Consider the following 21507-nt stretch of genomic DNA (forward strand, 5'->3'; position numbering starts at 1 on the left):
TAGTTTTTGCTTTATCTCTGAAGTGGAGTAAACCCAGACTATGAAAATGAAATTATCTGTTATCAGTGCTGCTATTTTATCTTCTAGCTTATTATTAAGCCCTGCAATTTCAATGGCAAAACTTCCTGTTGCTGTAAATGGTCAACAATTGCCAACCCTCGCACCTATGCTTGAACAGATCACACCGGGTGTGGTGAGTATTCAAGTGTCAGGCTCTAAAGAAGTTCGCCGCCGTGCGACTCCTTTTGATGACTTTTTTGGTGTTCCTCGTGGTGGCAGTCAAAAGCGTGAATTTAGTGGCCTAGGCTCAGGTGTGATCATTGATGCAGACGAAGGTTACGTGGTAACCAATAATCATGTTATCGAAGATGCCGAAAAAATGGTGGTGACCTTAGAAGATGGTCGCGAATATGAAGCAACTAAAATCGGTAGCGACAAAGAATCAGATATTGCCTTATTGCAAATTGATGCAGAGGACTTAACCGCGCTTAAAATTGCCGATTCGGATCAGTTACGTGTAGGTGATTTTGCAGTTGCCATTGGTAATCCATTTGGTTTAAGTCACACAGTAACATCAGGTATCGTCAGTGCCCTTGGCCGTAGCGGTTTAAATATAGAAGGCTATGAAGACTTTATTCAAACCGATGCAGCTATTAACCAAGGCAACTCAGGCGGTGCGTTAGTTAACCTTAACGGTGAACTGATTGGTATCAACACCGCTATCTTAGGCGCATCTGGCGGTAACGTGGGCATTGGCTTTGCAATTCCATCTACCATGATGAAAAACCTTGTTGACCAAATTATCGAACACGGCGAAGTACGTCGCGGTTCGTTAGGTATTTCGGGACGCCCACTTGATGCAGGCCTTGCTAAAGCACAACAACTTGACGTGAAGCAAGGCGCTTACGTTATGCAAGTAATGGATGATACCGCAGCAAGTAAAGCGGGTATCAAAGCCGGTGATGTAATTATTAGCGTCGATGGCACCGAAATTAGTGGCTTCCATGAACTACGCAGTAAAATTGCCACACTTGGTGAAGGCAAAAAAGTAAAACTGGGCATTTACCGAGATGGCAAAGTTAAAACTGTAAATGTCACACTCGATGGTGCATCAGCAACTACTGCCGCTGGCGAAGAGACACACCCAGCTTTCCAAGGTGCAACATTAGAAAACACTCAGAAGAGTGATGGAAAAGGGGTTGAAGTAACCGGCGTGCAAGCACGTTCTCCTGCTGCTCGTGTTGGCCTTGAAGAAGGTGACGTGATCATGCAAGTTAACCGTCAACGCGTTGAAACAATCCGCGACATGAATAAGATCATCGAAAATACCAAAGGTAACATCGTACTAGGTGTTAAACGCGGTAGAGAGCTTATTTTCGTACTGATCCAGTAAACCTAGTTGATAAATCATGAAAAAATAACAGCGGTGCTTGCCGCTGTTATTTTTTTTGTGCCATCATTAAGGGATTGCTCACTGATAATAAGAATACTGTGCTAAAACTTTTTAAATTTATCCTTCCTCCGCTTTTCACCGGTTTAGGCATTGCCTTTTTAGTGGTGTTATTTAGCCCAAGCCTTCGTAGCACACTGTTACCAGATATGAATTTACCTGCGGCGATATCATCAGAGCACATGAGCTTTGCTGATGCAGTGCAAAAAGCAGCACCTTCGGTTGTTACTATTTTTTCAGAAAGCATTTCCAATCAACCGCGCTATAAACGCCAAAACACCGTTCAAGCTCTTGGCTCCGGCGTGATCATGACCCAAGACGGCTATATTCTTACTAACTACCATGTAATCAAAAATGCCGATCTCATTATCGTTACACTCGCTGATGGCCGTCGCTTTTATGATGTACAAGTGATTGGTTTTGATACTCAAACAGATTTAGCGCTATTAAAGATCAGCGCTGAGCATTTACCAAAAATTCCAGTGAACGATAAATTTAAGCCACGTGTTGGTGATGTTGTTTTAGCGATTGGTAACCCACTTAACTTAGGCCAAACCATTACCCAAGGTATTATCAGTGCGACGGGTAAACAAAATTTAATCGATAGCCCTTACAGCAGCCTGTTACAGATGGATGCTGCGATTAACGTAGGTAACTCAGGTGGCGCGTTAGTCAATTCACGAGGTGACTTAGTCGGTATTACCTCGGCGCAATTTAAAACTCATGAAAATCTCGATATTCAGGGTATCTTCTTTGCGGTACCTTACTCGATTGCCAAAGATGTGATGGATAAGCTAATCAAACATGGTCGTGTAGTCCGTGGCTATTTAGGCTTCAGTGGCACAGGTATTGATAGCACGGGCAAAGATGTAAGTGATAGCTTTACACCTGTTGCAGGAATGCGTATTTCTCAACTTGATCCATTTGGCCCAGCTTGGAAAGCAGGCATCAGAGAAACTGACATTGTAATCAAAATTGGCGGTATTCCTGTAGCAAACCCACAACAAGTGCTTGAGAAACTAGCGAATACAGAGCCAGGTAAAGAACTTGAATTTGAGATTTACCGCGATGGTAAGGTCTTAAAAGTGATGGTAACTGTTGCAGAACTCGAAGACGAGCAGTAGTTACTGAAACAACACAGATATAAAAAAGGCCTAACTGATGTTAGGCCTTTTTTGTAAGTCTTAGCGATTAGCTTGAACGGCGCTTGATATTGGCACCCAGCGCACTCAACTTATCTTCAATGCGTTGATAACCACGATCTACGTGATAGATGCGGTCAACAATAGTCTCACCTTGAGCAACGATGCCAGTAAGAATTAGACTTGCAGAGGCACGTAAATCAGTTGCCATTACCTGTGCGCCCGATAAGCTTTCTGTATCCCCACAAATTGCTGTATTACCTTCTAAGCGAATGTTTGCGCCCATACGCTGTAACTCTGGCACGTGCATAAAACGGTTTTCGAAAATCGTTTCTGTGATGGTTGCACTGCCCTTCGCTACCACATTTAAAGCTGTAAATTGCGCTTGCATATCGGTAGGGAAACCCGGGTGTGGCATAGTCTTAATGTTAACCGCTTTTAGTTCGCGGCCACGCATATCAAGGTAAATGCTGTTATCAGTGACTTCAACCAAGGCATTGGTAGCACGCAACTTTTCAATCACAGGATCAAGACTATGGTGGTCTGTATTTTTACAAAGTACTTCACCGCCAGCCATTGCCGCCGCAACCAAGAAAGTGCCTGTTTCAATGCGATCGGGAAGAATGCTGTATTCACAACCCGATAGTGACTCAACCCCTTCAATTTCGATACGGCTAGTGCCTGCACCACTGATCTTCGCCCCCATCGCAATTAAGCAATTAGCAAGATCGGTAATTTCAGGTTCGCGAGCTGCATTTTCCAGTACAGTTTTACCGTCAGCCAGCGTTGCTGCCATTAGTAAGTTTTCTGTTGCGCCAACACTGACCATCTCCATAAAGATCTCAGCGCCTTTTAAGCGACCATCAACCTTGGCATTAATGTAACCATTTTCAACCTTGATGATAGCGCCCATGCGCTCAAGACCTTGAATATGGATATCAACTGGGCGAGCACCAATTGCACAACCACCTGGCAGTGATACTTGCGCTTCACCAAAACGGGCAACTAAAGGGCCTAATGCAAGCACTGAGGCACGCATTTGCTTTACCAACTCATACGGTGCAAGTGTTTTATCAACCGTCGCACCATCAATGATTAGCTTGTCTTGCTGCCACTCGACATTTGCACCCAGTGTTTTTAACAAGGCTTCTGTGGTGCCGATATCGCGTAAACGAGGAACATTACTAAAGGTACTTTTTCCCTGCCCTAAAAGCGCAGCAAAAAGAATTGGAAGAGCGGCATTTTTAGCGCCAGAAATAGTGACTTCACCTGCCAGCGAGGTGCCACCTTGAATAACAAATTGATCCATTAGGAGGCCCTGCGACTATTGAGGTAAAATAAATTTTTGTTCGCGTTTCCATTCAGTCGGTGTGAACGCTTTGATAGATACAGCGTGGATTGTACCGTCTGAGATTGTTGACATTAACGGAGCATAAACCAACTGTTGCTTCTTCACGCGAGATAAACCATCAAAACACTCACCAACAGCAATCACTTCATAGTGGCTACCATTTGCTTTAACAATCACTTCATCTAGTTTTAGTTCGTCGCGTAATAACGTTTCGACTTGGCTTGTTTCCATAAATCTCACTCAAATAGGTTTGTGACCTGACCCAACTGCATTAAATTTTGCAATTGTTCAGGGCTATTTTGCAGTTCAAGGTGAATACCTTGCTGCTTTAATTCTGCGAAAGAGTGAATTAACCAAGCTAAGCCCGCCGTGTCAACCCTAGATAGCCCAGAAAGGTCAAAATACCATGTTTTATGGCTAGAATCTGGCTTGGCGTTCAGAAGGCGTTCACGGCCAATTGAATTTCGAGTCAGTTCGCCACTGACTCGAAACTGGTTATCTTCAAGTTGAGTAATCTCGACTTTACTCATCGCCACCATCACCTCTAAATTGCACTGGCAGTTGGCTCTTCTGCTCTAGTAAGTCACTTACATAATCTAGACCATGTTGGCGTAAAATACCTTGTAATTCACTTTGTTTAGCATCAAGCAAACTAATACCCTCTGCTATCATATCGTACGCGCCCCAGTCACCACTGCGGTCTTCACGTACTTTAAAGTCGATTCTGATATCAGGTTTACCGGCTTCAACAATCTTAGTTTTAACAACCACCACATCTTGGCCTTTGAAAGGCTGAGGCGGAGCAAACTCAACGCTTTGATTAGTGTATTGAGTAAACACACCTGCGTAAGTAGCAATTAAATACTTTTGAAAAACGTCAATGAAGCGTTGTAACTCTTTAATCGCTTTCGCTTTTTCCTCTTTATCTTCGATAGCACGAACCTTTGACACGTGATTACCTAGTACGCGCAGTGCAGCATACTTGTAGTCAATGTAAGGCATTAGCTCTTCTTGTACGATAACGCGAAGATGCTCTTTGTCTTTCGCAATAAGAGGTTGATCTTTCGTAATACGAGCAAAAGTATTATCTGACACTGTACGAACCATTTTGTACGGGTCTTTTAAATCAACCTTAGGTTCAGCGGCTTGTGCGTTTAGGCTAAACAGCACAGCAATACATAATAAAAACTTCTTAAACATAATTATTCACCACCCTGGTTGAATAAGAACTGACCGATTAACTCTTCTAAAACAAGCGCTGATTTCGTATCAGTAATGTAGTCACCATCTGCAAGCGCTTTACTCTCAACACCAAATAAATCATCTAGATCTGTATCATGCTCACTTGCTGTTACATCTTCACCCATACAGCGTTGCTCAGCAGATTCAGGAGCAATAACAGGGTTAATGCCTAAGTACTGCTCACCTAAAATACCTGATGTCAAAATAGAGATTGATGTTGTGTCTGAAAACTTACATAAGTAATTTGCATCAATCGCCATATTTACCACAGGCACAAACTCTTTTGGGTGAATAAAGATTGATTCAACTCGGCCAACAACTACACCACCTACTTTAATCGGCGCACGAGCTTTTAAAGAACCAATGTTTTCAAACTTTGCGTTCAGTTGGTAAGTCTCACCACTACCACTAATGCCGGCATTCGCAACTTTAAATGCTAATAATGCAAATGCAGCGATACCAAGGGCTACAAAAAAGCCAACTAATATTTCTAATTTCCGTGAATTCATCTTTATACCCTAATTAGCTGGTAAACATTACCGCTGTTAAAATAAAGTCAAAACCTAATACTGCCAATGACGAGTGCACAACGGTTTCTGTTGTCGCTTTACTGATCCCCTCAGATGTAGGAACACAGTCATAGCCTTTGTAAAGTGCAATCCAAGTCACAATCATGGCGAATACAAAACTCTTAATCATGCCGTTCACAATATCTTGTTGGAACGACACTTGCGCTTGCATGATTGACCAGAAGCTTCCTGAGTCAACACCAAGCCAATCAACACCCACTAAATGAGCGCCGATAATAGCAACCGCAGAAAATATTAATGCAAGTAATGGCATACTGATAAAACCAGCCCAAAAACGCGGTGCAATAATGCGTTTAAGTGGATCAATCGCCATCATTTCTAAACTTGATAATTGCTCGGTTGCTTTCATTAAACCAATTTCAGCAGTAAGTGCACTGCCCGCGCGGCCTGCAAACAGTAACGCTGTTACTACAGGGCCTAACTCACGTAATAAGCTCAATGCCACTAAAGGCCCTAAGCTATCTTCAGCACCATAGCCTACTAATACGGTGTAACCCTGCAGGGCGAGCACCATACCGATGAATAAGCCTGACACCATAATGATTAAAAGAGATTGCGAGCCCACCATATATAATTGGCGAACAAGTAAAGGCGTGCCTTTTTTGAAGTTCGGCACATTAACGAGTGCACCAAACAGCATCTGAGTAGAACGGCCAAGCGCAGCAAAGCGCCCTAATGTTTTGTGACCTAACTTCTGGAATAGATCAAGCATTATGCACTCCTAGTAATTCATCATCATACGCAGGAGCTGGGAAATGGAATGGTACAGGGCCATCCGATAAACCATTTAAGAACTGTTGTACAAGTTCGGATTCATGGTTTTGCATTTGCTCTGGTGAACCTTCGCCTATCACCCCTTGATCAGCAATGATGATCACGTGATCAGCGATGCTCATCACCTCTGTTACATCATGGGTCACAATCAGTGATGATAAACCTAGCACCTCATTCAGTGACTTTATTAGTTTAACTAACACACCCATAGAGATAGGATCTTGGCCAGCAAATGGCTCATCGTACATGATAAGCTCTGGATCAAGAGCAATTGAACGCGCTAAAGCAGCACGGCGAGCCATACCACCAGAAAGCTCAGACGGCATTAAGTCTTGTGCGCCACGTAAGCCGACAGCTTGTAATTTCATTAAAACGACAAGTCGGATTAAATCTTCGCTGAGTTGAGTATGTTCGCGCAAAGGAAAGGCGATATTGTCAAACACTGACATATCGGTAAATAAAGCGCCACTTTGAAACAGCATACTCATTTTGGTGCGGGCAGCATAAAGTTCCTTGCGAGTCATGCCAGGAATGCTGTTGCCTTCAAATAAAATGTCACCAGAATCAGGTTTAAGCTGACCGCCAATTAAGCGCAACATGGTGGTTTTACCAATGCCGCTTGGTCCCATGATAGCGGTAATCTTGCCTTTCGGAATGTTAAAACTCATATTTCTATATATGATTCTATCGCCCCGTGAAAAGGTTACATCCTTGATTTCTACTATTGATTGCGACAAGTCGCTCTCCATAACGTTTTTCACTAGTTTTGCCATTTTAAGGGTTTTTTAGTCAAGATGGAAAAAACAAATCGTAAAATTTTGTAATATTTTCTATCAATAAATTCTAAAGCTAGCTGCAAAGAGCTTAACGACACCTGAAATTTAGTTTCCTTGCTAAGCACGCTTTATGCTCGCCAGCCCATTCTTTTACTTATACTTTCAGGTTCGCTTTTGTTACTATTTGCAGTCATCTGTATAAGTAATGTTGGCGTATCACAATGGTGACTTCTTTTGTCATTTTAATTATTGGTTTTGCTGCACTCGTTTGGAGTGCCGATCGGTTTGTTTATGGGGCGGCTGCACTCGCAAAAAATATGGGGATCCCCACCCTAATCATTGGTTTAACCGTTGTTGCTATGGGCTCATCAGCCCCTGAAATGATGGTATCTGCATCGGCAGCACTTGCTGATAAAACAGATACTGCGGTAGGTAATGCGGTCGGCTCTAACATTACTAACATCTTACTTGTACTTGGTGTCACAGCTTTACTACGCCCTCTTTCAGTATCTTCAATGACACTTAAACGTGAAATGCCGCTGGTCCTGTTAATCTCTGTAGCTGCTTGGTATGTGTTCTCAGATAACTATTTTTCGTTCGCTGAAGGCATTGCCTTGATGATTGCTTTTGCCGTGTTTATTGGTGGCTTAGTTATTGTGTCTCTGCGTGCTAAAAACCAAGATGACCCATTTGTCAGCGAAGCATGTGAAGACGTTCCGAACGATGTAAGCACTAAATCAGCCGTATTTTGGTTAGTCATCGGCATGATTTTATTACCCATTAGTTCACACTTTTTAGTTGAATCAGCCGTTGATATTGCGAAATATTTTGGTCTATCAGACCTTGTAATAGGCTTAACCATTATTGCTATTGGTACCAGCTTACCAGAGCTGGCAGCCTGTATTGCAGGGGTATTAAAAAACGAAGACGATTTAGCGCTTGGGAATATCGTTGGCTCAAACATTTTCAATTTACTCGCCGTATTACCACTTGCGGGTATTATCAACCCATCAGTTATTGACCCTTCTGCGGCAAACCGCGATGCACTTATCATGATTGCAGCAACCGTTGTATTGATTGCCATGTCATTGAACTTTAAAGGTGCTCGTCGTATCAATAGAGTAGAAGGTGGCTTCTTGTTAGTCGCATTTATTGCATATCAGGGCTATATTTTCAGCCAAGTAGGATAATTAATGACACAACCTAGCTTTATCGCGCAGGGTAAGCGCGTACTCGAAATTGAAGCACAAGCTTTACAAGAAATTGAGCAATATATAAATCAAGATTTCGATAACGCTTGCCAATTAATGTTCCAATGTACAGGTCGTATTATTGTGATTGGTATGGGCAAGTCTGGCCACGTTGGTAATAAAATTGCGGCGACCCTTGCAAGTACTGGCACACCGGCATTTTTTGTTCACCCTGGCGAAGCAAGCCATGGTGATTTAGGCATGATCACCCGTGATGATGTGGTAATGTGTATTTCGAACTCAGGTGAGACCAGCGAAGTACTTAGTATTATCCCCGTTATTAAGCGTATTGGCGCAAAGATGATTTCACTCACTGGCAACCCAGACTCAACCATGGCAAAACTGTCTGATGTACATGTGTGCATTAAAGTAAGCCAAGAGGCATGCCCGTTAGGCCTTGCCCCAACTGCAAGTACCACAGCAACCTTGGTGATGGGTGATGCAATGGCGGTTGCGTTACTTGAAACCCGTGGTTTCACAGCCGATGATTTTGCGCTTTCGCACCCGGGTGGCAGCTTAGGTAAACGTTTATTGCTTACATTAGATGATGTGATGCACGCAGGCGACGCCACGCCAATCGTTAGCGAAACCCAAAGCATTAAAGACGCACTAATCGAAATGTCAGCCAAGGGCCTTGGTATGACCGCGGTGATTGGTGCAGATGAAAAGTTAGCCGGATTATTCACTGATGGTGACTTACGCCGTATTTTAGAGCAGCGCATCGATATCCATAATACGGCAATTAGCCAAGTAATGACCCGTTCATGTACAACTGCTCGCCCTGATATGCTTGCAGCTGAAGCTTTAAATATTATGGAACGTAAACGTATCAATGGTTTAATTGTGGTAGATCAAAGTAATACGCCAATTGGTGCCCTTAATATGCAAGACCTATTAAAAGCAGGAGTTCTTTAAGCAATGACATTCGCCGAGCTATACCAGCCTCTTAGCCCTGATGTGAGTCAGCGCGCACAAAAAGTAAAATTGCTAATCTGTGATATAGATGGCGTTTTTTCTGATGGCCGAATTTATATAGGTAATGATGGCGAAGAGCTTAAAGCATTTAATACTAAAGATGGCTTTGGTATTAAAGCGCTCATTAATAGTGGCTTTGAAGTGGCAGTGATTACTGGCCGCCATTCACAAATAGTTCAGCAGCGAATGACTAGCCTAACAGTTCAGCACATTTATCAGGGACAAGAAGATAAGCTGATTGCTTATCAAGAGTTAAAAGATAAACTGGGGCTGACCGATGAACAAATTGCCTATATTGGTGATGATGGTCCAGACTTACCAGTAATGGAAAAAGTAGGGTTTGCTGTTGCTGTAAACGACGCACACCCACTGATTAAAAAGCTGGCTCATTACACCACATTATTACCAGGTGGCTTTGGAGCTGTGCGTGAATTAACTGATTTACTCATGTTAGAAAACGGTAAGCCGTTAACTAGCGATGGAACCAGCGCATGAATATAGCCCGTATTTTACTGAGTATTGTTTTTGTTTGTTGCATGGTGTGGTTATGGTACCCGTACTTTAACCAATCAACAGACACAATAACTAGTGAAGACGAGATCATCGCAACACCTGATTACACCGCAGTGGCGTTAAAGCAAACAGCGTATGACGAGCAAGGCAAAATTAGTCATAAAGTGGCTGCTGCTAAAATGGAGTTGTATCAACAATTAGGGTTTACCTTTTTTGAGCAACCTATTTTTACTATTTATGGCGACCAGCAGGTTTGGCAAGTAAAAGCCAAAGAAGCCACATTGTACGAAAACGATCAGCTGATTTTTGAAGGGGATGTAGTTGCTAAAAACTTAACCCATAACGGCATGATCGAAGATATAAAAGCAGAAAACATTAATGTCGACATTGATAAAATGACCATGTTTTCTAAGCAACCTGTGACACTAACAGGACCGAATTTAAAGATTACCGGTAAAGGCTTAAAAGCCGATTTAAAAACCGAAATTGTTGAGTTAACTAACCATACACGAACCATATACTATGACCAATAAACTGAAGAAATTACTCCTGATCCCAAGCTTATTGATTGCCTTTTCGGGCGCAGCTGCCGAGCAAACTGGCGCTCAAATTAGCATTAGCTCAGATCGCCAAGTAGGTAAACTAAAAGATGGCGTTGGCATATTTGAAGGTAACGTAGAGATCGTGCATGGTAATCGTCGTATTACCGCTGAACGCCTTGAAGCACACGGCGGTGACACCGAAGGTACAGTAGAGTTGATTATTGCCACAGGTAAGCCTGCTTACTTCGAAGAAAAGCAAGCTGATGGCACCGTAATGAGCGCTAGCGCAGAAGAAGTACGTTATGATGTTGCAAAACGCTTCTTAACCTTAAATGGTGAAGCTGAAGTTACTCAAGCAGGTCAAAAAGTAACAGCAAAAAGCATTACCTATGATATGGCACAGCAGCTGATCAGTGCTGAAAAAGACGAAAATTCAACAGATCGTGTACACACTATTTTAGTGCCTGTTGAAAATAAAAAAGATAATAAAGGCCAACCATGAGCACATTAAAAGCAGAGCTTTTAGCTAAAAGCTACAAAGGCCGCCAAGTGGTTAAAAATGTCGGTCTTGAAGTTGAAGCTGGCAGTATTGTTGGCTTGCTTGGTCCAAATGGCGCAGGTAAAACAACGACCTTCTATATGATTGTAGGCCTAGTACCTAGCGACAAAGGTAAAATCAGTATTGATGATAACGATATCACCCTTTTACCAATGCATAGCCGTGCGCGTTTAGGTATTGGCTATCTGCCACAAGAATCGTCAATTTTTCGAAAGTTGACGGTTTACCAAAACTTGATGGCCATTTTAGAAACTCGTAAAGATCTAAATAAAACCACCCGCGAAGAAACACTCAATAGCTTACTTGATGAGTTTAGTATTCAACACATTCGTGACAGCCAAGGTATGGCGCTGTCAGGTGGTGAGCGACGCCGTGTAGAAATTGCTCGCGCATTAGCCGCTAATCCTAAATTTATCCTTTTAGATGAGCCTTTTGCTGGTGTTGATCCAATTTCAGTGTTAGATATAAAGAAAATTATTGAGCACCTAAAAAATCGTGGTATCGGTGTACTAATTACTGACCATAATGTTCGAGAAACCCTTGATGTTTGTGAAAAAGCCTACATTGTTTCTCATGGGGAGCTAATTGCATCAGGCACACCTGAGCACGTATTAGCAGACCAAACTGTACGCGATGTATATCTAGGCGAGCAATTCAGGCTGTAACCATTACGCCAGCGACTAGAGCATCTGCTAGACTTATAACAATGACAATAAATCGATAACTGTGTTTATACAGGTATCGATAACTTAAAAAGGATTGTTAGGGATACATGAGGCAATCATTACAGCTGCGCATGGGCCAGCAACTTACAATGACTCCACAACTGCAACAAGCTATTCGTTTGTTGCAGCTCAGTACATTGGATCTCCAGCAAGAAATTCAAGAAGCGCTTGATAGTAATCCTCTACTTGAAGTGGAAGAAGCGGATTACAACGAAGAAAGCACCGGCAAGAATGAGCAAAAAGCTGAATCTGACGATGTACAAGTCAGCGCGTCTGCCGAAGAAGCACCTAGCGAGTACGAGCAAGAAAGTAGTGATGCTCTCAATAAAGACACCGTAAGCGATGACTTAGCAATGGATGTTACCTGGGATGAGTACATGAGTGCCGCCCCTTCAACATCGTCAGGGCCAATGCCTGAAGATGAATCTATCTATCAGGGAGCATCAACCGAAACCCTTCACGAATACCTGATGTGGCAATTGCAACTCACGCCATTTAGCCCTACTGATGAAGCGATTGCTGTGGCAATTGTAGAAGCTATCGATGACTCAGGTATTTTAACGGTAAGCTGTGAAGATATCGTCGAAAGCTTTAATCAAAATAACGATGAAGAAGAAATCGAACTTGATGAAGTCGAAGCGGTCTTAAAAAGAATTCAGTTATTTGATCCTGTGGGTATTGGCGCGCGCAGTTTACAAGAATGCCTGTGCATTCAGCTACGCCAATTCGATGCCGATACGCCATATTTAGCTGAAACTAAAATGGTTTTATCTGAGCATATCGAATTATTAGCGAGTCGCGACTATCGAACTTTGATGAAAAAGACTAAGCTTAAAGAAAATGAGCTTAAAGAAGTGATGACGCTTATTCACAGCTTAAATCCTAAGCCTGCGGATAGCATAGTACGCGAAGAATCTGAGTACGTTATACCTGATGTATCAGTGAAAAAAGTGAAAGGCCGCTGGGTAGTCGAGTTAAACCCAGATTGTATGCCAAAGATTAGAGTGAACAGCCAATATGCGGCGATGTCTCGCTCTGTTAAATCAAGTAGCGACAGCCAATTTATTCGCTCTCACTTACAAGAAGCAAAGTGGTTTATTAAGAGCTTAGAAAGCCGTAACGATACGCTATTAAAAGTGACCAACTGTATCGTTCAACAACAACAAGCTTTCTTTGAGCATGGCCCTGAGGCAATGAAGCCGATGGTGCTAAATGATGTTGCTGAAATGGTCGAAATGCATGAATCGACGATTTCACGGGTAACAACGCAAAAATATATGCATACCCCACGGGGTATTTTTGAGTTGAAATATTTCTTCTCAAGCCATGTCAGCACCGAAAATGGTGGTGAGTGTTCTTCTACAGCAATACGCGCTTTAATCAAGAAGTTAGTCGCTGCAGAAAACTCAGCTAAACCATTGAGTGATAGCAAAATTGCAGATATATTGGCTGAGCAAGGAATTAAAGTAGCTAGACGTACAATTGCAAAATATCGTGAGTCTCTAGCAATACCTCCGTCTAATCAGCGTAAGAGTCTGATTTAGACGTTTTACATAGAAGGAAAAATGCTTATGCAACTAAATTTAACTGGTCGTCATGTAGAAATCACAGATTCATTAAGAGACTATGTAAACACCAAGTTTGCGAAACTAGAAAGGCATTTTGACCATATTAATAATGTTCATGTCATTCTAGATGTAGAAAAATTAAGCCAAAAAGCAGAAGCAACTTTACATGTAAACGGAGGCGAATTGTTCGCTTCTACAGAACATCAAGATATGTACGCAGCCATTGACTCACTGATCGATAAACTTGATCGCCAAGTCATTAAACACAAAGAGAAATTAGCTCGACATTAAATTATGAAACTAAGTTCACTTACTAACCAGGACTGCAGCAAAGCTGCGGTCCTTTTTAATAGCAAAAAAAGAATTCTTGAATATATCAGCGAACTGGCCCACCAGCAGCTTCCTCATTTATCGCAACAAGATATCCTAGATGCTTTACTCAACCGAGAAAAACTAGGTAGCACCGGCATTGGCCGAGGTATTGCTATTCCACATGGCCGAATGAGCGGCGCAGATGAGCCTCATGCATTTGTGATAGTGAGTGAATCCCCTATTAATTTTGATGCAATTGATAATCGTCCAGTTGATATTTTTGTGGCACTCATCGTACCAGATGGTGACTGTCAGCTTCACCTAAAGACCTTATCAACAATTGCTGATAGACTTAAAGATAAAGAATTTTGTAAACAGCTGCGTAGTGCTACTACCGATCAGCAACTGTTTCAGGTCATATCAGCAGAGGCATAAATGGAATTAATAATTATCAGCGGTCGCTCAGGCTCAGGTAAATCGGTCGCTTTACGAGTACTTGAAGACTTAGGCTATTATTGCGTTGATAATATTCCGGTTAATTTACTGCCTTCGCTCGTACGAAGTGTGTCTGATAACTACGATAAAATAGCGGTCAGCATCGACGTGCGTAACTTACCGAAAGAGCAGCAAGAATTTAATGATATTCTTGAGTACCTGCCAGGTTTCGCAAACCCAACACTATTCTATTTAGACAGTGATGACCAAACTCTGATCAAGCGCTTTTCAGAAACACGCCGCTTGCATCCACTATCTATTGATTCTTTGCCGCTTGATCTGGCCATTAAACAAGAAAAAATCCTGCTTGATGTGTTGATCACTCGCGCTGACTTTATGATTGATACCACTGATCTGAGTGTTCATCAGTTAGCAGAATCAATTCGCGAAAAGATTTTAGGTAAAAAAGATAAAAAGCTGATTATTACTTTTATGTCGTTTGGCTTTAAGCATGGTATTCCAAAAGAAGCTGACTACGTTTTTGATGCACGCTTTTTACCTAACCCACACTGGGAACCTGATTTAAAGCCACTAACCGGCCTTGATCAACCAGTAAAAGATTACCTAGCTAGCCACAGCATAGTACAAAAGTTCACGTGGCAAATACAAACCTTTGTGCAAACTTGGTTACCGCACTTAGAGCGCAATAACCGCAGTTACCTGACTATTGCTATTGGCTGTACCGGTGGCCAACATCGCTCTGTTTACTTAGCGCAAACAATTGGTGAGAGCTTTGCCAAAAGCCATGCTAATGTAAAAATTCGCCACCGCGAACAAGACATTTAATTAGGCACCAACAATGCACGCTGAAGATACCTTTTTAATTCAAAATAAACTTGGCTTACATGCTCGTGCTGCTACTGTTTTAGCGCAATTAGCACTGCAATTTGATGCCAAAATTACGCTTTATCAAGATGATAAAGAAGCTGAAGGCGACAGCGTGTTAGCATTAATGCTACTTGAAAGTAGTCAGGGTAAAGAAGTTCGCGTTGTATGCGAAGGCCCTGACGCCGATGCTGCATTAACGGCAATCGGCGAATTAATTGCACAACGCTTCCACGAGCAAGAATAGCATTTGCTAAGACTTCAAGGTTTACGGTAAACTTAATTCGGATATTTAAAATTCCCTTTAAATATCCTACTTTTATATCGCTCGCTTTTCTAAATTACAAAACTCTTAATAAATTTATCGCAGTGCGACGATATCTCTGCAAATACACTACAAAGCAACTATGCTGTATTTGCTTAGCCTATTTAAACTTTTTTCAGTTGTAAGGACGCCAATGCCAGAAGCCTTTGAACAAGATTACCCACTACAACAACTCAAACAAGTGACCAAGTCACTCAATAGTGGTCAATTTGTTCAAGTGCGCGGAATGTTAGCCAAAACGGCACCTTGTGATACAGCCCTTTTACTTGAATCTTCTCCCCATAAAATTCGTCGTATGCTTTGGCAGCTGGTTGATCCAGATGTCCGTGGTGATGTTCTAGAAGAACTCTCTGAAGATGTACGTCTTGGCATTATTGCCCAGATGGAGCCTGAGCACATTGCTGCTGCCACTGAAGATATGGACGACGATGACTTAGGTGAGGTTTTACGTAGTCTTCCTGATACTGTATATCAAGACGTTGTCAGTGCCATGGATTCGCAAGATAGAGAGAGAGCAACTCAAGCACTTTCTTATCAAGAGCGTTCAGCCGGTGCCTTGATGAACAGCGATACGGTTACCATTCGTCCTGACGTTACTCTCGATGTTGTACTGCGCTATTTACGCTTACGAGGTGAGCTACCAGAGGGTACCGATGACTTATATGTAGTTGATAAGCATAACTGCTTTTTAGGCGCGCTTTCATTAACTACATTGCTGACCAGCCCATCAGATAAAATTGTTCGTGATTTAATGGATGAAGACTGTGAGTCAATCCTAATCTCTATGGATGAAAGTGATGTAGCGCAATTGTTTGAACGTCACAACTGGATTTCAGCCCCTGTCGTCGATGATAACGCTCACTTGCTTGGTCGTATTACCATCGATGATATCGTTGACGTAATCCGTGAAGATGCTGAACACAGCATGCTTAGCCTCGCTGGTCTTGACGACGAAGAAGATACCTTTGCGCCAGTGCTAAAAAGTTCGCAGCGTCGCTCTATTTGGCTTGGGGTTAACTTATTAACCGCATTGTTAGCAGCCATTGTGGCAAGCTTTTTCGAAAACACCTTAGCAATCTTGCCTATTTTAGCGGTACTCAATGGTATCGTCCCTTCAATGGGGGGTGTTGCGGGTAGCCAAACCCTAACTCTGGTTATTCGTGGTATAGCGGTTGGTCATATCAACCAAACCAACCAACGCTTCTTATTACTTAAGGAGCTGGCGATTGGCGCACTGAATGGCATTATTTGGTCGATATTAATTGCTGGTGTGGTTGCCCTATGGCAGTGGGACTTTAAACTCGGCGCAGTGCTGGCCTTTGCAATGTTTATGAATCTTGTTGCCGCTGGTATTGCGGGTGCGAGCATTCCATTAATTCTTAAGAAAATGAAAATTGACCCAGCCCTTGCAGGGAGCGTAGTGCTGACAACCGTCACTGATATTGTTGGTATCTTTGCCTTTTTAGGCACCGCGACTTGGTTATTGATCTAATACCAATTCGCAATAATACTTAGTTAAGCGAATTGGTATAAATAAAAACGGCCCTTAAAGGGCCGTATTTATCTCTTTTACTTTGCGCGCTGCTTATTTTTACCTACTCGAGGTTTGGTATTGGCCTTTTTAAACTGGCTAAAACCGGTGTGACGAGTCAGTGCCGCACGGCCTTTACCGCCCTTTCCTCTAGCAGCTTTCTCGTTACGACCTTCTTCAGGTACCAAACAGTTCGGTCCTTTACCGATTAGATTCGCTTTGCCCATTTTTCTTAGTGCTTCACGGATCATCGGCCAACCAGCAGGATCGTGGTAACGTAAAATCGCTTTGTGTAAGCGACGCTGGCGTGCGCCTTTTGGAACAGGCACTTGCTCAGTATTGTTCTTAATATTACGCAGCGAGTTCATCTCAGTGTGATAAATCGTGGTTGCATTGGCCATTGGCGATGGATAAAAGTTTTGCACTTGATCAAGCTTAAAGTCATTAGACTTTAACCACAACGCCATGTTCACCATGTCTTCGTCTTTCGTTCCTGGGTGAGCAGAAATAAAATACGGGATCAAATACTGCTTTTTACCCGCTTCTTTTGAGTATTTATCAAATAGCTCTTTAAACTTATCGTAAGCACCCATGCCCGGCTTCATCATCTTAGACAATGGACCATCTTCAGTATGCTCAGGGGCAATTTTTAAGTACCCGCCTACGTGATGGGTAACCAACTCTTTTACATAGCGAGGGTCTTCTACAGCTAAGTCATAACGTACGCCAGACGCAATTAGGATTTTCTTGACACCTTTTACATCACGGGCTTTTTTATAAAGCTCAATAGTTGGGGTGTGATCCGTGTCCATGTGCTTACAGATATCAGGATAAACACATGATAAACGTCGGCATGTACTCTCTGCTTTTTTACTCTTACAGCGCAACTTGTACATATTCGCTGTCGGTCCACCTAAGTCAGAGATAACCCCAGTGAAGCCCGGTACTCTGTCACGAATTTGCTCAATTTCATCAATAATTGATTGCTCAGAACGGCTTTGAATAATACGTCCTTCGTGCTCTGTAATCGAACAGAAAGAACAGCCACCAAAGCAACCACGCATGATGTTCACCGAGGTTTTAATCATTTCATAGGCTGGGATTTTTTCATCGCCGTAGCTTGGGTGCGGAATACGCTGATATGGCAAACCAAATACGCCATCCATTTCTTCAGTTTCAAGCGGAAATGCAGGCGGGTTAACCCAAATAGAACGGTCTCCATGGCGTTGAAATAACGCACGGGCGCAACCTGGGTTTGTTTCTTGGTGCAAAATACGCGAGGCATGGGCATAAAGCGGTTTATTCACGCTTACTTGCTCATACGCTGGTAGCTTAACGTAGGTCTTTTCCCAAGGCTTAGGACGAGCTGGCTGAATAGTGATTGGCTTAGCCGCCTCGGCACTTAAATCAATACCTGCTTTTTTAAATTCAGATTTACTACAACCCACATCATCTGCGCCATACGGGTTTGGAATTGGATCAATCTTACCTATTTTATCTATTGCAGTTGAGTCACTACCACGCCAACCCGGTAATGGTTCTTTACGAATAACCGCAGTACCACGAATATCTTGAATTGTCTCAACCGACTCACCTGCGGCAATACGGTGGGCAACTTCAACAAGTGGGCGCTCAGCATTACCGTAAATTAGAATGTCAGCTTTGGCATCAAACAATACGCTACGGCGTACTTTTTCTTGCCAATAATCATAATGAGCAATACGGCGTAAACTCGCCTCAATACCACCAATGATCAGCGGCACATCTTTATAAGCTTCACGGCAGCGTTGGCTGTATACAACTACCGCACGGTCAGGACGTTTACCGCCTATGTTACCCGGCGTATAAGCATCATCATGACGCATACGCTTTTCAGCAGTATAACGGTTGATCATCGAGTCCATATTACCCGCTGTAACACCAAAGAATAAGTTAGGCTTACCTAGTGCCATAAAGGCATCTTTTGAGTTCCAATCAGGCTGTGCAATTATACCCACACGAAAACCCTGTGACTCAAGCATACGCCCTATCACAGCCATACCGAAACTTGGGTGATCTACATACGCATCACCACTGACAATGATCACGTCACAGCTATCCCAGCCTAACGCGTCCATTTCTGCGCGAGTGGTTGGTAAAAATGGCGCCGTGCCATAGCATTCAGCCCAATACTTAGGGTAAGAAAACAGGCCTCGCTCGGCTTTTAATGCGCTCATAAAGTGTACTCTGCTAACAAAAGGGGCGAATTATACCCCACTCTTATGGATTATTATAGAAAACAAAACGCCCTTCACATGGGAGGGCGCTGTTTAATTAGTATGCTTTTGTTGAAACTTGCTATTGCTTAGCTTGCAGGTAGGTAATTAACTCTTTTTCTGGCATAGGCTTAGCATACATGAAGCCTTGCACTTCATCACAGCCAAGCTGGGCTAAATAATCTGCTTGCGCTTGTGTTTCGACCCCTTCTGCTATGGTTTTTAAACCCAGCCTTGCACCTAAAGAAATAATTAACGCAGCAATCGCCTGACAATCTTGACCTGGTAAGTCTTTAATAAAGTCGCGATCAATTTTGAGTCTGTCTAGTGGCAGCTTTTGCAAGTAACTTAACGATGAGAACCCTGTACCAAAGTCGTCAATCGCAATCTCAATACCAAACTCTTTAAGCTCTTTTAATGTGGTGATCACATTAGCTAGCTCATCCATTACCACACTTTCTGTCACTTCGAGTTCAATAAACTGCGGCTTTACATCGTACTTAATTAAAGTGTCTTTAACCTGCTGCGCATAGCCTTTAACTTTAAATTGCGGCACTGAGACATTTACAGCAATGCTAATTGCAAAGCCCATTGCTTCGAGGCGCTTTTGCTGCATACATGCTTGCTCTAGCACCCATTGCCCTATTTCAACAATTAAACCGGCATCTTCAGCCATTGGAACGAAAATCGCTGGCGAAATATACTGACCATTACCTGACGGCCAACGCAGTAGCGCTTCACAGCCAATGATTTCAAGGGTGTTTAAATCAAGTTGTGGCTGAAACCAAACCTCTAATTTACGTTGCTCAAAATCTTGGCGAAGCTGTCTGATGATCCCTAAACGCCAAGCCATTTTCTCTTCCATGTCTGGGGTATACGTCACCACCATTTCAGAAGATTGTTTTTTAGCCTGGTTAAGCGCAATGTAGCCCAGCTTTAAGGTCTCGATCCCTGCTTGCAGGAAGTCACCTTGATAACATAAACCAATTTTAAAGTTGATTGGTAAAATGTGTTCACCTGCATTGAACGGCAAACTTAAGTGCTCGCGTAGTAGCTCAACGTCACATTCAGCAACTGGTAACAGTAAGCCAAATACATCTGCACCAATGCGCGAGAGCAGCTCAGCATTTGGGTATTCTTGATGCAGTCTATCAACAATGGCATTTAGTAATAAATTACCAATCTCCTGGCCTAAGCCATTGTTAATATCTGAGAATTGCGCAACATCAATTAATAAAAAGACATAATCACTTTTACCCGGCTGGTAGTAACGCTCCACTTTATTCATGAAATCGTTACGATTCGATAAGCCAGTTAAAACATCTTTATAAGCTGCATCACGTAAACGGTTGAACAACCTAACATTATCAAGACCAACACTGACATTAGTTAAAAATATCTCTGCAAATTGTAGTTGCGAAGGACTTGGTGTGTGCTCGGTTTCTAAGTAAATAGCTGCTTGGCGGTTTTTGCTTTTTAATAAGTACGTACTGTCTACATCGGTATGCTGATGCTCACCTTGGGCTAGGCAGTTGTTAACTTGCATGATAATACGGCCATCATCAAGCTGCTCAATACCCTGGCCGATAAACTCATTATATTCAGCACAACCACCTAAAACATAAACCTGGTTATCATCTTCAATAGAACCACACAGTAAACCTTGCGGTTCGCAATCTAAAATAATTGAGAGCTGCTTAATCACTGCCATTGAAAAGGCTTTGATATCAGTAAAACCAAGAATAGCCTTAGATGCATACAAAATATTATTTAACGCGCGGCTTTGAAATTCGAGCTGACATACTTGCTCATAAGAGCGAATAGCAGTAACCAGGGCGGTGATAAGTTTACTACGTGTAAGTTCTGTTTTTGTTTTGTAGTCATTGATATCGTATTCGCGGATCACTTTTTCTTCAGGTGCATAGCCTGGTTGTCCGGTACGTAAAATAATGCGCACATTGTGATTATTGAGGCATTCTCTAACCTGCTTTACAACTTGCAAGCCGGCATCATCTGACTCCATAACCACATCAAGAAGAATTACCGAAATCGAATGGTCATTTTTAAGTAGTTCGAGCGCTTCTGCACCTGAGTAGGCATGGTGGAATCGCAGCCCTTTATCCCAAAACTCAACGCCTGAGAGGGCAAGCTTAGTAACTGAATGTATTTCTGGATCATCATCGACAATTAATACGTCCCAAAAATCAGAGACAGTTTCATCCACTAACTGTTCGTCATCTTGGTCACTAAACAAAAAGTCGTTACTCTCTGATGCCATTAATAATTCCTTAGAGTGATCCCCGTAAT

Annotated in this window: 23 protein-coding genes; 14 read left to right on the forward strand and 9 right to left on the reverse strand. The window is 42.6% G+C overall.

The genetic code is table 11. The annotated features are described in order from the left end of the window. Positions 1-40 precede the first annotated feature (40 nt). Positions 41-1393, forward strand: a complete 1353-nt coding sequence (locus tag VRK28_RS06825) for a Do family serine endopeptidase (protein ID WP_054561091.1) — start codon at positions 41-43, stop codon at positions 1391-1393. Positions 1394-1491: 98 nt separating this feature from the next. After that, positions 1492-2574 (forward strand): trypsin-like peptidase domain-containing protein, encoded by a 1083-nt coding sequence (locus VRK28_RS06830; RefSeq protein ID WP_055020793.1) that lies wholly within the window; start codon positions 1492-1494, stop codon positions 2572-2574. 67 nt (positions 2575-2641) lie between these two features. Here the strand turns inward: VRK28_RS06830 and murA are convergent, their stop codons facing one another. The 7 genes from murA to VRK28_RS06865 are packed head-to-tail and all read right to left on the reverse strand — an operon-like array spanning position 2642 to position 7298. Continuing rightward, complete coding sequence (gene murA, locus VRK28_RS06835) at positions 2642-3901, reverse strand: UDP-N-acetylglucosamine 1-carboxyvinyltransferase (protein WP_055199193.1); 1260 nt, start codon at positions 3899-3901, stop codon at positions 2642-2644. Between the two features lie 15 nt (positions 3902-3916). Next, positions 3917-4174, reverse strand: a complete 258-nt coding sequence (locus VRK28_RS06840) for a BolA family protein (RefSeq protein ID WP_054554171.1) — start codon at positions 4172-4174, stop codon at positions 3917-3919. 5 nt (positions 4175-4179) lie between these two features. Beyond that, complete coding sequence (locus tag VRK28_RS06845; protein WP_054561094.1) at positions 4180-4473, reverse strand: STAS domain-containing protein; 294 nt, start codon at positions 4471-4473, stop codon at positions 4180-4182. Beyond that, positions 4466-5143, reverse strand: coding sequence for an MlaC/ttg2D family ABC transporter substrate-binding protein (locus VRK28_RS06850; RefSeq protein ID WP_062566527.1), 678 nt, complete (start codon positions 5141-5143; stop codon positions 4466-4468). The genes VRK28_RS06845 and VRK28_RS06850 overlap by 8 nt, the downstream gene beginning before the upstream one ends. Before the next feature lie 2 nt (positions 5144-5145). Further along, positions 5146-5694, reverse strand: coding sequence for an outer membrane lipid asymmetry maintenance protein MlaD (mlaD, locus tag VRK28_RS06855; RefSeq protein WP_054561096.1), 549 nt, complete (start codon positions 5692-5694; stop codon positions 5146-5148). Positions 5695-5707: 13 nt separating this feature from the next. Next, a complete protein-coding gene (gene mlaE / locus VRK28_RS06860; RefSeq protein ID WP_054554167.1) occupies positions 5708-6487 on the reverse strand; it encodes a lipid asymmetry maintenance ABC transporter permease subunit MlaE in 780 nt (259 codons plus the stop codon). After that, positions 6480-7298, reverse strand: a complete 819-nt coding sequence (locus VRK28_RS06865; RefSeq protein ID WP_082710978.1) for an ATP-binding cassette domain-containing protein — start codon at positions 7296-7298, stop codon at positions 6480-6482. Before VRK28_RS06865 ends, mlaE begins: the two co-directional genes overlap by 8 nt. 248 nt (positions 7299-7546) lie before the next feature. Here VRK28_RS06865 and VRK28_RS06870 point away from each other — a divergent pair, with 248 nt between their 5' ends. From VRK28_RS06870 to mgtE, 12 genes are all read left to right on the forward strand, one after another. Continuing rightward, entirely contained in the window at positions 7547-8515 is a 969-nt protein-coding gene (locus tag VRK28_RS06870) for a calcium/sodium antiporter (RefSeq protein WP_062566528.1), read from the forward strand. Between the two features lie 3 nt (positions 8516-8518). Beyond that, positions 8519-9490: a KpsF/GutQ family sugar-phosphate isomerase gene (locus tag VRK28_RS06875; RefSeq protein ID WP_062566529.1), complete on the forward strand. Its 972-nt coding sequence runs from the start codon at positions 8519-8521 to the stop codon at positions 9488-9490. 3 nt (positions 9491-9493) lie between these two features. After that, the gene (gene kdsC / locus VRK28_RS06880) at positions 9494-10045 is read left to right on the forward strand and encodes a 3-deoxy-manno-octulosonate-8-phosphatase KdsC (RefSeq protein WP_062566530.1); all 552 of its coding nucleotides are present in this window, start codon (positions 9494-9496) and stop codon (positions 10043-10045) included. After that, positions 10042-10596 (forward strand): LPS export ABC transporter periplasmic protein LptC, encoded by a 555-nt coding sequence (gene lptC, locus VRK28_RS06885; protein WP_062566531.1) that lies wholly within the window; start codon positions 10042-10044, stop codon positions 10594-10596. The genes kdsC and lptC overlap by 4 nt, the downstream gene beginning before the upstream one ends. Then, on the forward strand, positions 10586-11107 hold the full coding sequence (gene lptA / locus VRK28_RS06890) for a lipopolysaccharide transport periplasmic protein LptA (protein ID WP_062566532.1): 522 nt from the start codon (positions 10586-10588) through the stop codon (positions 11105-11107). Before lptC ends, lptA begins: the two co-directional genes overlap by 11 nt. Beyond that, entirely contained in the window at positions 11104-11829 is a 726-nt protein-coding gene (lptB, locus tag VRK28_RS06895) for an LPS export ABC transporter ATP-binding protein (protein WP_062566533.1), read from the forward strand. Before lptA ends, lptB begins: the two co-directional genes overlap by 4 nt. Before the next feature lie 107 nt (positions 11830-11936). Next, positions 11937-13433, forward strand: coding sequence for an RNA polymerase factor sigma-54 (locus tag VRK28_RS06900; protein ID WP_054561104.1), 1497 nt, complete (start codon positions 11937-11939; stop codon positions 13431-13433). 27 nt (positions 13434-13460) lie between these two features. Beyond that, entirely contained in the window at positions 13461-13748 is a 288-nt protein-coding gene (gene hpf, locus VRK28_RS06905; RefSeq protein WP_036971325.1) for a ribosome hibernation promoting factor, read from the forward strand. A gap of 3 nt (positions 13749-13751) precedes the next feature. Beyond that, on the forward strand, positions 13752-14204 hold the full coding sequence (gene ptsN / locus VRK28_RS06910) for a PTS IIA-like nitrogen regulatory protein PtsN (RefSeq protein ID WP_054561106.1): 453 nt from the start codon (positions 13752-13754) through the stop codon (positions 14202-14204). Beyond that, positions 14205-15050, forward strand: a complete 846-nt coding sequence (gene rapZ / locus VRK28_RS06915; protein WP_054561107.1) for an RNase adapter RapZ — start codon at positions 14205-14207, stop codon at positions 15048-15050. 13 nt (positions 15051-15063) lie between these two features. Further along, positions 15064-15336: an HPr family phosphocarrier protein gene (locus VRK28_RS06920; protein ID WP_054561108.1), complete on the forward strand. Its 273-nt coding sequence runs from the start codon at positions 15064-15066 to the stop codon at positions 15334-15336. A 211-nt stretch (positions 15337-15547) separates the two neighbouring features. Continuing rightward, positions 15548-16906 carry a magnesium transporter gene (gene mgtE / locus VRK28_RS06925; RefSeq protein WP_054561109.1) on the forward strand — a complete coding sequence of 453 codons (1359 nt, stop codon included), beginning with the start codon at positions 15548-15550 and terminating at the stop codon, positions 16904-16906. 77 nt (positions 16907-16983) lie between these two features. Here the strand turns inward: mgtE and VRK28_RS06930 are convergent, their stop codons facing one another. Both VRK28_RS06930 and VRK28_RS06935 read right to left on the reverse strand, forming a co-directional pair. Next, positions 16984-19161, reverse strand: a complete 2178-nt coding sequence (locus VRK28_RS06930; protein ID WP_054561110.1) for a YgiQ family radical SAM protein — start codon at positions 19159-19161, stop codon at positions 16984-16986. A 121-nt stretch (positions 19162-19282) separates the two neighbouring features. Next, positions 19283-21478 (reverse strand): bifunctional diguanylate cyclase/phosphodiesterase, encoded by a 2196-nt coding sequence (locus VRK28_RS06935; RefSeq protein ID WP_332393624.1) that lies wholly within the window; start codon positions 21476-21478, stop codon positions 19283-19285. Positions 21479-21507 lie beyond the last annotated feature (29 nt).

This window comes from Pseudoalteromonas sp. P80D2 (genome assembly GCF_036680945.1).
GTDB lineage: Bacteria > Pseudomonadota > Gammaproteobacteria > Enterobacterales > Alteromonadaceae > Pseudoalteromonas > Pseudoalteromonas shioyasakiensis.

Coding starts and splice junctions, on each gene's coding strand:
- VRK28_RS06825 (WP_054561091.1), top strand. CDS start 41: ATGAAAATGAAATTATCTGTTATCAGTGCTGCTATTTTATCTTCTAGC.
- murA (WP_055199193.1), bottom strand. CDS start 3,901: ATGGATCAATTTGTTATTCAAGGTGGCACCTCGCTGGCAGGTGAAGTC.
- VRK28_RS06840 (WP_054554171.1), bottom strand. CDS start 4,174: ATGGAAACAAGCCAAGTCGAAACGTTATTACGCGACGAACTAAAACTA.
- VRK28_RS06845 (WP_054561094.1), bottom strand. CDS start 4,473: ATGAGTAAAGTCGAGATTACTCAACTTGAAGATAACCAGTTTCGAGTC.
- VRK28_RS06850 (WP_062566527.1), bottom strand. CDS start 5,143: ATGTTTAAGAAGTTTTTATTATGTATTGCTGTGCTGTTTAGCCTAAAC.
- mlaD (WP_054561096.1), bottom strand. CDS start 5,694: ATGAATTCACGGAAATTAGAAATATTAGTTGGCTTTTTTGTAGCCCTT.
- mlaE (WP_054554167.1), bottom strand. CDS start 6,487: ATGCTTGATCTATTCCAGAAGTTAGGTCACAAAACATTAGGGCGCTTT.
- VRK28_RS06865 (WP_082710978.1), bottom strand. CDS start 7,298: ATGGAGAGCGACTTGTCGCAATCAATAGTAGAAATCAAGGATGTAACC.
- VRK28_RS06870 (WP_062566528.1), top strand. CDS start 7,547: ATGGTGACTTCTTTTGTCATTTTAATTATTGGTTTTGCTGCACTCGTT.
- VRK28_RS06875 (WP_062566529.1), top strand. CDS start 8,519: ATGACACAACCTAGCTTTATCGCGCAGGGTAAGCGCGTACTCGAAATT.
- kdsC (WP_062566530.1), top strand. CDS start 9,494: ATGACATTCGCCGAGCTATACCAGCCTCTTAGCCCTGATGTGAGTCAG.
- lptC (WP_062566531.1), top strand. CDS start 10,042: ATGAATATAGCCCGTATTTTACTGAGTATTGTTTTTGTTTGTTGCATG.
- lptA (WP_062566532.1), top strand. CDS start 10,586: ATGACCAATAAACTGAAGAAATTACTCCTGATCCCAAGCTTATTGATT.
- lptB (WP_062566533.1), top strand. CDS start 11,104: ATGAGCACATTAAAAGCAGAGCTTTTAGCTAAAAGCTACAAAGGCCGC.
- VRK28_RS06900 (WP_054561104.1), top strand. CDS start 11,937: ATGAGGCAATCATTACAGCTGCGCATGGGCCAGCAACTTACAATGACT.
- hpf (WP_036971325.1), top strand. CDS start 13,461: ATGCAACTAAATTTAACTGGTCGTCATGTAGAAATCACAGATTCATTA.
- ptsN (WP_054561106.1), top strand. CDS start 13,752: ATGAAACTAAGTTCACTTACTAACCAGGACTGCAGCAAAGCTGCGGTC.
- rapZ (WP_054561107.1), top strand. CDS start 14,205: ATGGAATTAATAATTATCAGCGGTCGCTCAGGCTCAGGTAAATCGGTC.
- VRK28_RS06920 (WP_054561108.1), top strand. CDS start 15,064: ATGCACGCTGAAGATACCTTTTTAATTCAAAATAAACTTGGCTTACAT.
- mgtE (WP_054561109.1), top strand. CDS start 15,548: ATGCCAGAAGCCTTTGAACAAGATTACCCACTACAACAACTCAAACAA.
- VRK28_RS06930 (WP_054561110.1), bottom strand. CDS start 19,161: ATGAGCGCATTAAAAGCCGAGCGAGGCCTGTTTTCTTACCCTAAGTAT.
- VRK28_RS06935 (WP_332393624.1), bottom strand. CDS start 21,478: ATGGCATCAGAGAGTAACGACTTTTTGTTTAGTGACCAAGATGACGAA.